9 protein-coding genes are annotated in these 13,126 nt (G+C 64.3%); 2 read left to right on the top strand and 7 right to left on the bottom strand.

Annotation, left to right across the window (positions count from 1 at the left end; genetic code table 11):
• From NLM31_RS29975 to NLM31_RS29950, 6 genes are all read right to left on the bottom strand, one after another.
• Nucleotides 1-840 carry an ABC transporter ATP-binding protein gene (locus NLM31_RS29975; RefSeq protein ID WP_254194618.1) on the bottom strand — a complete coding sequence of 280 codons (840 nt, stop codon included), beginning with the start codon at nucleotides 838-840 and terminating at the stop codon, nucleotides 1-3.
• Nucleotides 841-990: 150 nt separating this feature from the next.
• A complete protein-coding gene (locus NLM31_RS29970) occupies nucleotides 991-2,274 on the bottom strand; it encodes an ABC transporter substrate-binding protein (protein ID WP_254194617.1) in 1,284 nt (427 codons plus the stop codon).
• A 45-nt stretch (nucleotides 2,275-2,319) separates the two neighbouring features.
• Complete coding sequence (locus NLM31_RS29965; protein WP_254194616.1) at nucleotides 2,320-3,393, bottom strand: branched-chain amino acid ABC transporter permease; 1,074 nt, start codon at nucleotides 3,391-3,393, stop codon at nucleotides 2,320-2,322.
• A gap of 3 nt (nucleotides 3,394-3,396) precedes the next feature.
• The gene (locus NLM31_RS29960) at nucleotides 3,397-4,290 is read right to left on the bottom strand and encodes a branched-chain amino acid ABC transporter permease (RefSeq protein ID WP_254194615.1); all 894 of its coding nucleotides are present in this window, start codon (nucleotides 4,288-4,290) and stop codon (nucleotides 3,397-3,399) included.
• A 76-nt stretch (nucleotides 4,291-4,366) separates the two neighbouring features.
• Nucleotides 4,367-6,298 (bottom strand): long-chain fatty acid--CoA ligase, encoded by a 1,932-nt coding sequence (locus NLM31_RS29955; RefSeq protein ID WP_254194614.1) that lies wholly within the window; start codon nucleotides 6,296-6,298, stop codon nucleotides 4,367-4,369.
• The gene (locus NLM31_RS29950) at nucleotides 6,295-7,116 is read right to left on the bottom strand and encodes an ABC transporter ATP-binding protein (protein ID WP_254132733.1); all 822 of its coding nucleotides are present in this window, start codon (nucleotides 7,114-7,116) and stop codon (nucleotides 6,295-6,297) included. Before NLM31_RS29950 ends, NLM31_RS29955 begins: the two co-directional genes overlap by 4 nt.
• Before the next feature lie 337 nt (nucleotides 7,117-7,453).
• Here NLM31_RS29950 and NLM31_RS29945 point away from each other — a divergent pair, with 337 nt between their 5' ends.
• On the top strand, nucleotides 7,454-8,128 hold the full coding sequence (locus tag NLM31_RS29945) for a Crp/Fnr family transcriptional regulator (protein WP_254132732.1): 675 nt from the start codon (nucleotides 7,454-7,456) through the stop codon (nucleotides 8,126-8,128).
• 93 nt (nucleotides 8,129-8,221) lie between these two features.
• On the opposite strand, the gene NLM31_RS29940 is transcribed toward NLM31_RS29945, so the two are convergent.
• Nucleotides 8,222-9,478 carry an MFS transporter gene (locus NLM31_RS29940; protein ID WP_254194613.1) on the bottom strand — a complete coding sequence of 419 codons (1,257 nt, stop codon included), beginning with the start codon at nucleotides 9,476-9,478 and terminating at the stop codon, nucleotides 8,222-8,224.
• Nucleotides 9,479-9,781: 303 nt separating this feature from the next.
• Here NLM31_RS29940 and NLM31_RS29935 point away from each other — a divergent pair, with 303 nt between their 5' ends.
• Nucleotides 9,782-13,105 carry an adenylate/guanylate cyclase domain-containing protein gene (locus NLM31_RS29935; protein WP_254194612.1) on the top strand — a complete coding sequence of 1,108 codons (3,324 nt, stop codon included), beginning with the start codon at nucleotides 9,782-9,784 and terminating at the stop codon, nucleotides 13,103-13,105.
• Nucleotides 13,106-13,126: the final 21 nt, after the last annotated feature.

Raw genomic sequence — 13,126 nt, 5'->3', positions numbered from 1 at the left:
TCAGAGCCACCGTTTGCGCCGCTTAAAACTCTTCAGGTTCTTGAAGCTCTTGCGCTGGTCGCCGGCGCCGCCGAGGTAGAATTCCTTGACGTCCTCGTTGTCGCGCAGCTCGTCGGCGGTGCCGTCGAGCACGACCTTGCCCTGCTCCATGATGTAGCCGTGGCTTGCCACCGACAGCGCGGCGCGCGCGTTCTGCTCCACCAGCAGGATGGTGACGCCGAGGTCGCGGTTGATCTTCTGGATGATCGAGAACACCTCTTTCACCAGAAGCGGCGACAGGCCCATCGACGGCTCGTCCATCAAGATCATCTTCGGGCGTGCCATCAGCGCGCGGCCGATCGCGAGCATCTGCTGCTCGCCGCCGGAGAGATAGCCGGCCAGTCCCGTGCGCTCCTTCAGGCGCGGGAAATAGTTGAAGACCATATCGAGGTCGGCATCGACCTCGCGATCCCTGCGCGTGAAGGCGCCGAGCCTGAGGTTTTCCAGCGACGTCATGTCGGCGACGATGCGCCGGCCCTCCATGACCTGGAAGATGCCGCGGCGGACGATCTTGTCGGGATCGATGCCGGCGATGGGCTCGCCCTCGAACAGGATCTCGCCGCGCGTGACCTCGCCGTCCTCGGTCTTGAGCAATCCCGAGATCGCCTTCAGCGTCGTCGACTTGCCGGCACCATTGGCGCCCAGCAGCGCCACGATCGCGCCCTTGGGCACGTCGAGGCTGAGGCCGCGCAGCACCAGGATGACGTCGTCATAGACGACCTCGATGTTGCGCACGGCGAGGAGGGGAGCGGGGGCCACGGCCGTCGGTTTGGCGCGGGATGCTTCGAGGATGTCGGTCATGTTCGGTGCCGCCAATTTGCTGCGCTCGTCATGCCCGGGCTTGTCCCGGGCATCCACGTACTTTGTGCGTGAGGTCAGACGTGGATGGCCGGGACATCTGCGCGAAAACGCGCTTCGCGCTTTTGCCCGGCCATGACGTCCGAGATCGCATCACCAGCCCAGCAGTTCCGGCTTGCGCGGCAGCTCGACGGTCTTGACCTTCTCGAGCTTGATCGTGCCCTTGGCCATGAGGTCGTTGAGGTCGCCGTCGGTCGCACCCGAGATCTTGGTGCGATAGAGCTCGACCTTGAGCGTGCCGCGATGGTCCTTGTCGGTCCAGGTCGAGGGCGCGCAGACGCCTTCCATGCCGGCCGGCACCCAATCCTTCTTCTGGTAGAAGCCCTTGGCGACGTTGTCGCCGGTGGCGCCGCCGTTCTTGGTGGCCCAGTCAAGCGCCTCCTTCATGTAGAGCGCCGAGCAAACCGCCGCGACGTAGTGAACCGGGCGATAGACCTTGCCGGTGGGGTCGGACATCTTGGAGATCTCCATCACCGTCTTCATGCCGGGCGCGTCACCGCCCCAGCTCACCGCGGTGCGCAGCGGGAAGATCACGCCGTTGGCAGCGTCACCCGCGGTCTTGGCGGCGTTCTCGTCCATGCCCCAGACATTGCCGAGGAACTGGATCTCGACGCCGGCGGTCTTGCAGGCCTTCATCACCGAGATGTTGGAGGCCGCGGTGTTGCCGAGATAGGCGTAGTTGGCGCCTGAGGATTTCAGGCTCAGGCACTGCGCGCTGTAGTCACCCGGCGCGAGCGCGAACACCAGCGGCGGCAGCACCTCGAAACCGAGCTCCTGCGCCATCGCTTCGCCGGCGGCCTTCGGCGCGTTCGGGTACGGATGGTTGGCGCCCATGTGGACGAATTTCGGCTTGCCGGGCTTGCCCTTGGCCTTCCAGTCCTCGGCGGCCCAGATCAGCATCGCGCGCAGCGAGTCCGAATAGCTCGGGCCGTAGAAGAAATTGTAGGGCGCGGGCTTGGCCTTGCCGCTGGTACCTTCGGGATCGGTCAGGGCGGCGGCATAGGAGCCGGAGAGGTCGGGGATCTTGTCCTGGGCGAGGAAGCCGGTCAGCGCCTCGGTGTCAGCCGTGCCCCAGCCCATGATCGCGGCGACCTTGCTGTCCGGCGCCGACCATTTCTTGTAGAGCGCGATCGCGCGCGGCACCTGGTAGCCGTAATCGTTGGTGTCGACGCTGAGCTGCTTGCCGCCGACGCCGCCGTTCTTGTTGACCCAGGCAAAGGTGTCGGCGACGGCCTGGCCGTAGGGCGTGCCGACGTCGGAGGTGCCGCCGGAATAGTCGGCGAGATGCCCGATCGCGATCTGCGCCTGCGCGCTCGCGGAGAAGGCCGCGATCACAAGCGCGAGCGATGCGGTGCTCAAAAGGGACTTCATTGTCATGGGTCGGTTCCTCCGGTTTTATTGTTTAAGTGAAGCAGCCCGCGCTCAGTGCGAGAACGGGTAGAGTTTCCAGTATGCCTTGATCTGCCGCCAGCGATGCGCGAGCCCGTCCGGCTCGAACATCAAGAACGCGATGATGATCACCCCGATCGCGATTTCGCGCAGGAAGGTGATGTTGTTGTTGAGCGACAACGCCTTGTCGATCGCGCCGCCCTTCAGTGAGAGGCTGATGAACTCCATGGACTCCGGCAACAGCACCACGAACGCCGTGCCCATCAGCGTGCCCATGATCGAACCGGTGCCGCCGATGATGATCATGGCGAGGAACAGGATCGAGCGCTCGATGCCGAAACCTTCCTGCGAGACCACCAGCTGGTAATGCGCGTAGAGCGCGCCGGCGATGCCGGCGAAGAAGGCGGCGAGCCCGAACGACAGCGTGCGGTATTTGGTGAGGTTGATGCCCATGATCTCGGCGGAGAGATAATGGTCGCGGATCGCCACCAGCGCGCGGCCATCGCGGGTGCGCATCAAATTGGTGACGAGGATGTAGCTGAAGAGCACATAGGCCAGCACGACGTAAAAATATTGCTTATCGCCGCGCAAGGTGTAGCCCAGAATCGAGAACGGCTCGGCGCTCGCCGGCACGGAGCCGCCGGAAAACCATTCGGCACGTGAGAAGAAGTCGAGCAGGATATATTGGGCGGCCAGCGTCGCGATGACGAGGTAGAGCCCTTTCAGGCGCGCCGCCGGAATGCCGAAGATCAGCCCGACCAGCGCGGTGACGACACCGGCGAGCGGGATCGCGAAGAACACCGGGATCGGCGCGTTGTTGGAGATGTAGGCCGAGGTGAAGGCGCCGAGCAGGAAGAAGGCGGCATGCCCGATCGAGATCTGGCCGGTGAAGCCGACCAGGATGTTCAGCCCGAGCGCCGCGATCGAGAAGATGCCGATCTGGATCAGGATGCTGAGCCAGTAGCCGCCGAGGACCTGCGGCACGAGGCAAAGCAGCAAGACGCCAACAATCGCAAAGTTGCGGCTGGTCGTGGTCGGGAAAATCGTGGTGTCGGCCGCGTAGGAGGTGCGGAAATCACCAGCAGGGATGAGGGCAGGGCCGGCCATGGATCAGATCCGCTCGATGTCGTGGGTGCCGAACAGGCCGTAGGGCTTGATCATCAGCACGATGATGAGGACGTAGAACGGCGCGATCTCGTAGAGATTGCCCCAGTGCAGGTATTGGCTGTCGACATATTGCGCGACGTTCTCGAGCACCCCGATGATGATGCCGCCGAGCACGGCCCCACCGACGGAATCGAGCCCGCCCAGGATCGCCGCCGGAAACACTTTTATGCCGTAGGCGGCAAGGCCTGACGACACGCCGTTTACGACCGCAACCACCACACCGGCGACCGCCGACACTGTCGCCGAAATCGCCCAGGCCATTGCGAACACGTTTTTCACGGAAATGCCGAGCGACTGCGCCACCTGCTGGTTGAACGCGGTGGCGCGCATCGCAAGGCCGTATTTCGAGGCGCGGAAGAACCAGGCCATACCGATCATCATAGCGACCGACACGACCAGGCTCATGACATAGACGGTCTGGATCTGGAGGCCGAACAGGCCGACCGACTGGCTCTCGAACACGCGCGGGAACGGCTGCGGATTGACGCCAAACATCCATTTCAGCGTCGCCTGCAGCACGGTGGAGAGGCCGATCGTCACCATGATGACAGAAATAATGGGTTCGCCGATCATCGGCCGCAGGATCAGCACCTGGATCGCGATGCCGAACACGAACATGAACACCAGCGTCATCGGCATGCCGATCCAGAACGGCACCTGGTATTTGGCGAGCAGCGCCCAGCATACCCAGGCGCCGACCAGCAGCAGTTCACCTTGCGCGAAATTGACGACCTGCGTCGCCTTGTAGATCAGCACGAACGACATCGCGACCACGCCATAGAGCGTGCCGACCACGAGGCCGTTGACCAGGAGCTGGATGAGGAAGGCGCTGTTCATGTGATGCTGTCCTTCGCCTCTCCGCAACGGCGCGAGAAGGGGTGGATCAATTGCGGGTTCTGCATCGGAAGCGAATTCACTCCGCGGCCTCCGCCATGGGCCCGTGTTCGCCCAGATCTACCACGCGGAGCGTCGTGCGCACGCGCTGCGTGGTGCCGTCCTGGAAGCGGATCACGGTGTCGACGGGGATGTCGGCGGCGCCGCGATAGATGGCGTCGATGATGCCTTCGTATTTCTCGTTGATGACGCTGCGGCGCACCTTTCGCGTGCGCGTGAGCTCGCCGTCGTCGGCGTCGAGCTCCTTGTAGAGCAGCAGGAAGCGCGAGATGCGCTGTGCCGGCGGCAGCGTGGCGTTGACGGTCTCGACTTCCTTCTGGAGCAGCCTGTAGACTTCGGGCCGCGAGGCGAGGTCGCTGTAGGTGGTGAAGGAAAGCCGTTTTTTCTCTGCCCATTTCGAGATGATGGAGTAGCGGATGCAGATCATCGCGGCGAGCGCGTCGCGGCCGGCGCCCAGCACCACGGCTTCCGCGATGTAGGGCGAGAACTTCAGCTTGTTCTCGATGAATTGCGGTGAGAAGCGCTCGCCGCGCGAGGTCTCCGCGAGATCCTTGATGCGGTCGATGACGACGAGCTGGCTGTCCGCGTTGAAATAGCCGGCATCTCCCGACAGCATCCAGCCATCGCGGATGTCGGCGACGCTGGCCTCGGGATTCTTGTAATAGCCGAGGAACATGTTGGGATGCCGCACCACGATCTCGCCGACGCCATGGACGTCGGCATTGTCGATGCGGATCTCGACACTGTCCGCCATCGGCACGCCCGTCGTGTCTGGGTCGACCTTGCCCGCGGGATGCAGCGTGTAAGCTCCCAGCAGCTCGGTCTGACCGTAGAGCGTGCGCAGCGGCACGCCCATGGCCTGGAAGAACTTGAAGGTGTCGGGCCCGAGCGCGGCGCCGCCGGTCGCGGCCGAGCGCAGCCGCGTGAAACCGAGCCGGTCGCGCAGCGCGCGGAACAGGATCGCGTCGGCAAAGCCCGAGCGCTTGCCCTGTTCGAGCGCGGCCAGACCCGACTTCATGCCGACGTCGAACAGCCGTTGCTTGAACGGCGTCGCATCCATCACCTTGGCGCGGACGTCCGCCGCGATGGATTCCCAGACCCGCGGCGCGAACAGCACGAATGTCGGTGCGATCTCGCGCAGATCGTTCATCATCGTATCCGGCTCTTCGACGAAGTTGATCTTCATCCGGCAGAGCAGGCCTTTGCCGAGCACATAGACCTGTTCCATGATCCAGGGCAGCGGCAGCACCGAGACATATTCGTCGTCGGGGCCCTTCGGGTCGAAGGCGAGATAGGTCGCGCAATGGCCGAGCACGCGGCCGGCGGCGAGCATCGCGAGCTTCGGATGCGACGTCGTGCCCGACGTGGTGCAGAGGATCGCAACATCCTCGCCCTTGGTGGCATCGACCAGCCTGTCGTAAAGCTCCGGCTCGCGCGCGGCCCGGGCACGGCCGAGCTCGGCGAATTTTTCTGCCGACATCAGGCGCGGGTCGTCATATTTCCGCATCCCGCGCGGGTCGGAATAGATGATGTGCTTGAGCCGCGGCACGCGCTCGGCCAGCGCCAGCAGCTTGTCGACCTGCTCCTCGTCCTCGGCGAAGACGAGCTGCGCTTCGCCATAGTTGAGGAGATACAAGGCCTCTTCATCGAGCACATCGCGATAGAGCCCGAGGCTCAATCCGCCGATCGCATGCGCCGCCACTTCCGCCGCAACCCAGTCCGGACGGTTATCCCCGATGATGCCGATGACATCGCCGCGGCCAAGGCCCAGTTCGACCAGGCCTAGCGCGAAGTGGCGCACGCGGGTCTGGTAATCGGTCCAGGTGAAGGGGCGCCAGAGGCCGAGATCCTTTTCGCGCAGCGCGATCTCGTTGCCGTGCTCCTTGGCGTTGAGCCGGAGCATTTTCGGATAGGTGTCGGCCTGGGCGACGCGGGCTGCGTAATCCATCATGCCGCGCTCTCCTGCGCCGGAGGGGCATCGTCCGGATCGACCAGCGTCTCGTCTTCCTCGCCGAGATAGGCGCGCCTGACGTGGGGGTCGGCGAGCACGGCGGCGGGGTCGCCCTCGGCGATCTTGCGGCCGAAGTCCAGCACCATGACGCGGTGGGAGATGTCCATCACCACGCCCATGTCGTGCTCGATCATCACCACCGTCATGCCGAATTCCTCGTTGAGGTCGACGATGTAGCGGGCCATGTCCTCCTTCTCCTCGAAGTTCATGCCGGCCATCGGCTCGTCGAGGAGGATGAGGCGCGGCTCCAGCGCCATGGCACGCGCAAGCTCGACGCGCTTGCGCAGGCCGTAGGAGAGGGTGCCGGCGGTGGCTTTGCGCACCGATTGGAGGTCGAGAAAGTCGATGATCTCTTCCACCTTGCGGCGGTGCTCGAGCTCTTCCTTGCGCGCGCCGGTGAGCCAGTAGAGCGAACCCGTGAGGAAATTGTTCTTCAACAGGTGATGGCGGCCGACCATGATGTTGTCGAGCACGCTCATGTGGTGGAACAGCGCCAGGTTCTGGAAGGTGCGGCCGATGCCGAGCTTGGGACGCGCATTCGGCGTCAGGCCGGTGATGTCGCGGCCCTGGTAGAACAGCTGGCCTTCCGTCGGCTTGTAGCGCCCGGAAATGCAATTCACGATCGAGGTCTTGCCGGCCCCGTTGGGGCCGATGATCGAGAACAGCTCGCCCTCGTTGATGGCGAAGCTGACGTCGGTCAGCGCGCGAACGCCGCCGAACCGCAAGGACACGCCGCGCACTTCGAGACTGGTAGCCACCAAACAAATCCCTCCCGGTGATGGCGCATTCAGTGGCGCTCTTCGTCCGTTCCTCTCGGGCAATCCTAGTACGGTCGTGCCGGTGAGGCCATGCAACACATGGTCCCGACCGGAGCCGCGCCACTTTCGTCCCCGTTTGGGATCAAAAGCCGCATCACCCGAGGTGGCTCTCAATAGGGGAAAGCGCTATTTTGAAATGTCTCCGACCTGACAATTCTGCGACAAAGTTTTCAGGGCTGCAGCGGCTTACTCCTTTCGTCGGATGGAGGCCGGAACGATCGTGCTGCAGTGCAGCAGAAGGATGGAGTGACGAAACGGTGCGGCTGGCCTCTCGATCATGATTTCAGAGGATCAACTGAAGCGCGTGGCCGCCTGGTCGCGCGAGCTCACGCCAGCGGAGATCGAGGTGGCCCGCGCCGGGATCACGGAGCGGTCCTACGGCACCGGCGAGACCGTGTTCATGCGCGGCGACAAATTCGATTATTGGGCCGGCATGGTGAGCGGGCTTGCCCGCATGGGCGGCGTCTCGCGTGACGGCAAGGAGACCAGCCTTGCGGGGCTTACGGCGGGCGCCTGGTTCGGCGAAGGCAGCGTGCTCAAGAACGAGCCGCGCCGCTACGACGTGGTCGCGTTGCGCGATAGCCGGGTCGCGCTGATGGAGCGCAGCGCCTTCATGTGGCTGTTCGAGAACAGCGTCGGCTTCAACCGCTTCCTGGTGCGCCAGCTCAACGAGCGGCTCGGCCAGTTCATCGGCATGCTCGAGGTCAACCGCACGCTCGATGCGACTTCGCGCCTCGCGCGCAGCATCGCTTCGCTGTTCAATCCGATCCTCTATCCGGAATCGACCGCGCATCTGGAGATTACCCAGGAGGAGATCGGCGCGCTCTCCGGCATGTCGCGGCAGAACGCCAACCGCGCGCTGAACCGGCTGGAGAAGGAGGGGCTGCTGCGGCTCGAATATGGCGGTGTCACGATCCTCAATGTCGAGCGGCTGCGCGGATACGGGGATTAGAGCGTTTTCGAGCGAAGTGGATGCCGGTTCGCGTTAAGAAAACGCGTCAAAACGAGAATCTAGAGTCGCGTTCCGATTCATCGGAACGCGACTCTAGCGCGCATTGGCGGGCGCGTGCACCGGCCAGAGGTCGGCGCGCCAGCGGATGGCGATGGCCAGCATCGCGATGAAGCCCGCCGCTGCATAGAGCGACCCCGTTGCGGAATAGCCGATGACGTCGATCAGGCTGCCGGCCGCGAGCAATCCGATCGGCAGGCCGTAGATCACCATCATGCGCACTCCCATGACGCGGCCACGCAGGTGTGCGCTCGCCGTCCGCATCAGGATCACGGCTGCCGAGATCATCGACATGCTCTGGGCGATGCCGGCCAGCACGAGGCAGGCCATGGCCACAGGCATGGTCCTGATTTCGACGAACACCAGCAGCAACGTGTACCAGGCTAGCGTGGCGCCGATCAGAAGCCGGGCAATGCGCAGGCCACCCACCAGGCTGAGTGTGATGGAGCCGATCAGCGAGCCCAGGGCGAAACTCGCCGAGAGATAACCGAGGCCGGTCTGGTCGGTATGAAAGATGTCGCGCGCGATGAAGGGCAGCAATCCATTCGTCAGCGGAAACGCGGTGAGATTGGCGAGGAACGCGACGCAAAGCGCCGCCAGCATGGCCGGCCCGTTCCAGGAATAAACGATGCCTTCCCTGAGATCGCGCAGCAGCCGCGAGCCCGAATGGCTTTCCACCAGGCGATGCTCCGCGGACTTCGCCGGTCGTGTCAGGCAGAACATGAGAATAGCTGCCGCAAAATACAGGCAGGCGATCACCATGTAGACCTTGCCGATGCCGAAGGTCGCGAACAGTCCGGCTCCGGTCAGCGCCCCGGCGATGCGCGCGCTGTCCTGGGTGGTGCGTGACAGGCTGATCGCCCCCACCAGCAGCTCGCTCGGCATGATGTCGGCGAGCAGTGCGCTGCGAAGGCCGAGATCCGAGGAGCGGATCAGGCCCATGATCGTCACGATGATCATCACCTTGAGCGGTGCGAGGTGACCGGTCAGCGCCAGCAGCATGATGGTCGAGGCGAGGACCGTATAGGTGAGACGCAGCATGACGAGAAGATCGCGATGACCGATGCGATCACCGACCATCCCGAGCACGGGCGCAACCAACGTCCCGACATATTGCAGCGATGCGAGAATGGTGAGCAGCAGCACCGAGCCCGTCTCGACCAGGATGTACCAGCCGAGCACCAGCGTCTCGATCTCGAACGCCCAGGACGTGAGCAGGTCGGACGGCCACTGGAAGCGATAGTTGCGGATGCGGAATGGCGCGAGCGCGGATGGTCTTGTGGGTGTGCTCAAGATGCGTTGACGGGTTTCACGGCGATTCCCGGCCCTTAATTATTTGTTCTTCTGTCCGGCAGGGTAGCGGTGATGGTGGTTGTGTCAATTGACGCTATCGCATGCCAGCATGTGGCTGCGGGTTGGCGCGCAGCAGCTGCCGTTCGCGTGCCCATCCACGACGTCGCCTCGCCGTGCGGGTCCCCTACGGGAGGGGTAGCCCGGCCCGCCGCTTGCACTTCCTGCGCACCGAGCCCATTGTGGCCATATCCTGGGCCGATTGGATCGGTCCAGCAGATAGCGGATTCCGCCAGGTCTTGAGCCATGACGTGCTCGGGTTGCGGTTCTGAGGTTCAGAGCGGTTTTGCCTTCTGCCCGAAGTGCGGCACGAAGCAGCCGTGCGCGTGCGCTGGCTGCGGTTTTCCATGCGCTCCCGATTTCGTCTACTGCCCGAAATGCGGCATGCTTGTCGGTCAGGCCCCCCCGAGCGGCGAGCGGGCATTGCAGCGAACGAGCGCGATGACGGCTCCGATCAGGTCGTCGTCCTCTCCACCGCTCGTGCCGGCGTTCGAGACTCAAAACGCATTTCGACCGCAGGCGGATAAAATCGATAGCGAAGCAAACCGCCGCACCGTCACCGTGCTGTTTGCCGACCTCAGCGGCTTCACCGCGATGAGCGAGCGGCTCGATCCCGAGGTTATGCAGACGCTGCAGAACGAATTGTTCGAGGAGCTGACCGCCGCGGTGCAAAGCTTTGGCGGTTTCGTGGACAAATTCATCGGCGATGCGCTGCTTGCCCTGTTTGGCGCACCGGCCGCGCACGAGGACGACCCGGAGCGGGCGGTCTGCGCAGCCCTCGACATGATCAGCCGGACGGCGCGGCTCAGCGAACGCGCGAAGACGTATGCCGGTTCGCCACTGCTGCTCCATGTCGGAATCAACACCGGGCACGTCGTCGCGGGTGGGCTGGGCGTTGGCGTTGCCAAATCCTACTCGGTGACCGGCGATACCGTGAATACCGCCCAGCGACTGCAGTCCATGGCGGCTCCGGGCGAGGTGCTGGTCGGGCCCTTGACCCATCGTCTGACGCGGCACGCGTTCTCCTATGACTCGCTTGGCGAGGTCTCGCTCAAGGGCAAGATGGGCAGCGTTCTGGTCCATCGCTTGAGGGGACCGCTCGAGACGCCCCGTGCGGCACGAGGCCTCGACGCGTTGGGCCTCGATGCGCCGCTGATCGGGCGCGACGCCGAGCTTGCGCGCGTGATCGGCAGCCTTGATCGCGCGTGCGGCGGGGCGGCTCAACTGGTGCGGCTGGTCGGCGAAGCGGGGATCGGAAAAACGCGCCTGGTCAACGAATTCGTCGCGCGCATTCGCGATGAGGATCCCTTCGCAGGCGTGGCGATCCGGCATGCAGTCTGTTCGCCGCTGGGCGAACAATCCTACGGCACACTCGCCGCCGTGCTGCGCAGTGCCTACGGCATCGCGCAGAAGGCCGACGCCGCGGAGACGGAGGCAAAGGTTGCCGAAGCGCTGTCAGAGCTTGGCATCCCGGCCGAGGAGGCCGACCGCCTGATGCCTCTCTATTTGCACGTCCTTGGCCTTGGCGACCCCAACGCCGTGCTCAGGCATGTCGAGCCGGAACAGCTCCGCCGGCAGATCTTTTTCGCGATCCGCACCGTCTTCGAACGGCGCCTCGCCTTGTCGCCGCTTCTGATCATCGTCGAGGACCTGCATTGGGCCGATGCGGTATCGCTGGAAGCGCTGCGGTTCCTGATGGATCGTCTGGAGCGGACGCGGCTGATGCTGCTGTTTACACATCGGCCAATGCTGGAGTTGGACCAGTTCGGCTCCGGCCGGATCAGTCATACGACCCTTCGGCTGCCTCCACTTGGCGACACCGACGGACAAAAGCTGCTGGCGGCTTATTTCAGTCACGGCTGGTGCGAGCCACCGGGACGGCTGTTCAATCGAATCCTCGAACGCGCGGGCGGCAATCCGCTTTTCCTCGAGGAGATCATCCGCGGCCTCATCGAAGCCGGCGCCCTGCAACGCGATGGCGCGCTATGGCGAATGAAGTCGGAGGAAGCCGCCGCGGAGATTCCGGCGAGCATTCAGGCTCTGTTGCTGGCGCGTCTCGACCGTTTGCCGCATCGGGTGCGCCACCTGGCCCAGGAGGCCGCAGTGATCGGCCCGCGCTTTGATGCGGCTGTGCTCGGTGCTGCGGCGACCGAGCGGGCGAGCGTCGAAGCAGGGCTCGAACTCCTGTGCGACGCCGAGATCATCGAGGAGGTCGCGGGCTCGAACTCGATTTCGCTGCGGACCTACCGCTTCACGCAAACCATGCTTCAGGACGTCATCTATCAGAACCTGCTCCTGCAGCGCCGGATCGAGCTTCATGGACGGATCGGAGCCGCGCTGGAGCGGCTCTATGGCAACGAGCCGGAGCGGCTCGAAGATCTGGTGCTGCTCGGACACCACTTCAGTCTGAGCGCGAACAAGCCGAAAGGCGCGCGCTATCTGCGCGCGGCCGGTGATCGCGCACGCGGAAGTCACGCCAATGACGATGCGCTTCGGTTCTACCAGCAGTCCCTCGCCGTACTGACCGGCGTCGAACGGGAGCCGGAATGCCTGGTCCTGTACGAGCGGATCGCGGACCTCTGTCGCGTGGCCGGCCGCCGAAGCGTGGCCGAGGAGCACTACCAGGGCGCGCTGGAGGGGCACCGCGCGGTGGAAGATCGCATCGGCGAAGCGCGAATTCTTCGCAAGCTCGGCCGCTTGTTGTGGGATGCCGGCAAGCGCGTCAACGCAGAGACGCACTATGCAGAGGCGGCAGAACGGCTGGCCGGCACCGAAGCGCCGATCGAGTGGGCGCATCTCCTGCAGGAGCGCGGCCGTCTCGCATGTCGCGTGGGTGATCACGTCGCTGCCGCGCGATGGGCCGACGAGGCTCTCGGTTACGCACGCTCCGTGCCGGTGGACGCGGACGGGCAGGCCGGGCTCGAGGCGGCGCGCGCCATTGCGGAGGCACTCAACACCAAAGGGGTTGCGCTGGCACGGCTTGGGCGACACCAGGAGGCGGTGCGCGAGGTGGAGCAAAGTGTCGCGGCTGCCGAAGCCGCCGGCATCCTCAACGTGGCGTGCCGCGGCTACACCAACCTCGGGGTGCTCTACACGCTGATCGACCCGGCGCAAGCCATCGACGTTTGCCGGCGTGGGCTCGATGTCGCGCATCGCATCGGCGATCTCGGCTTCCAGGCGCGTCTCCTGGCCAACTTTGCCGTCGCCTGCTGTACTTTCACGGACAGATGTACCGACGAAGGGGTGCCGGCGGCCGAAAAGGCGATCGAGATCGATCGTGCGCTCGACCAGCGCGAGCATCTCCCGGTGCCCCTGATCGTGCTCGGGCAGATCCATCAATGCCACTTCCGTCCTGATCTCGCGGCGCGCTGCTACAACGAGGCCATCGAGGTGGCGAGCGAGATCGGCGAGCCACAGCAGCTCTTTCCGTGCTATGATGGTCTTGCGACACTGAACCTTGATCGTGGCGACATGCCCGAGGCGGAGCGCTATTTCGCGCTGGCCGATGATGTCTGCACCAGGCACGGGCTTGATCCTGCCGGACTGATTGTACTGCCATTTCTTGACTAGGTCATGTGAAGGAGTTCAACC

The organism is Bradyrhizobium sp. CCGUVB4N, from assembly GCF_024199945.1.
Taxonomy (GTDB): domain Bacteria; phylum Pseudomonadota; class Alphaproteobacteria; order Rhizobiales; family Xanthobacteraceae; genus Bradyrhizobium.
This window is presented reverse-complemented; position numbering and strand designations above follow the sequence as displayed.

What these genes read in the sequence shown, in the direction of transcription:
- NLM31_RS29955 (WP_254194614.1), bottom strand. Translation starts at nt 6,298, where the DNA reads ATGATGGATTACGCAGCCCGCGTCGCCCAGGCCGACACCTATCCGAAA.
- NLM31_RS29945 (WP_254132732.1), top strand. Translation starts at nt 7,454, where the DNA reads ATGATTTCAGAGGATCAACTGAAGCGCGTGGCCGCCTGGTCGCGCGAG.
- NLM31_RS29935 (WP_254194612.1), top strand. Translation starts at nt 9,782, where the DNA reads ATGACGTGCTCGGGTTGCGGTTCTGAGGTTCAGAGCGGTTTTGCCTTC.
- NLM31_RS29960 (WP_254194615.1), bottom strand. Translation starts at nt 4,290, where the DNA reads ATGAACAGCGCCTTCCTCATCCAGCTCCTGGTCAACGGCCTCGTGGTC.
- NLM31_RS29970 (WP_254194617.1), bottom strand. Translation starts at nt 2,274, where the DNA reads ATGACAATGAAGTCCCTTTTGAGCACCGCATCGCTCGCGCTTGTGATC.
- NLM31_RS29965 (WP_254194616.1), bottom strand. Translation starts at nt 3,393, where the DNA reads ATGGCCGGCCCTGCCCTCATCCCTGCTGGTGATTTCCGCACCTCCTAC.
- NLM31_RS29975 (WP_254194618.1), bottom strand. Translation starts at nt 840, where the DNA reads ATGACCGACATCCTCGAAGCATCCCGCGCCAAACCGACGGCCGTGGCC.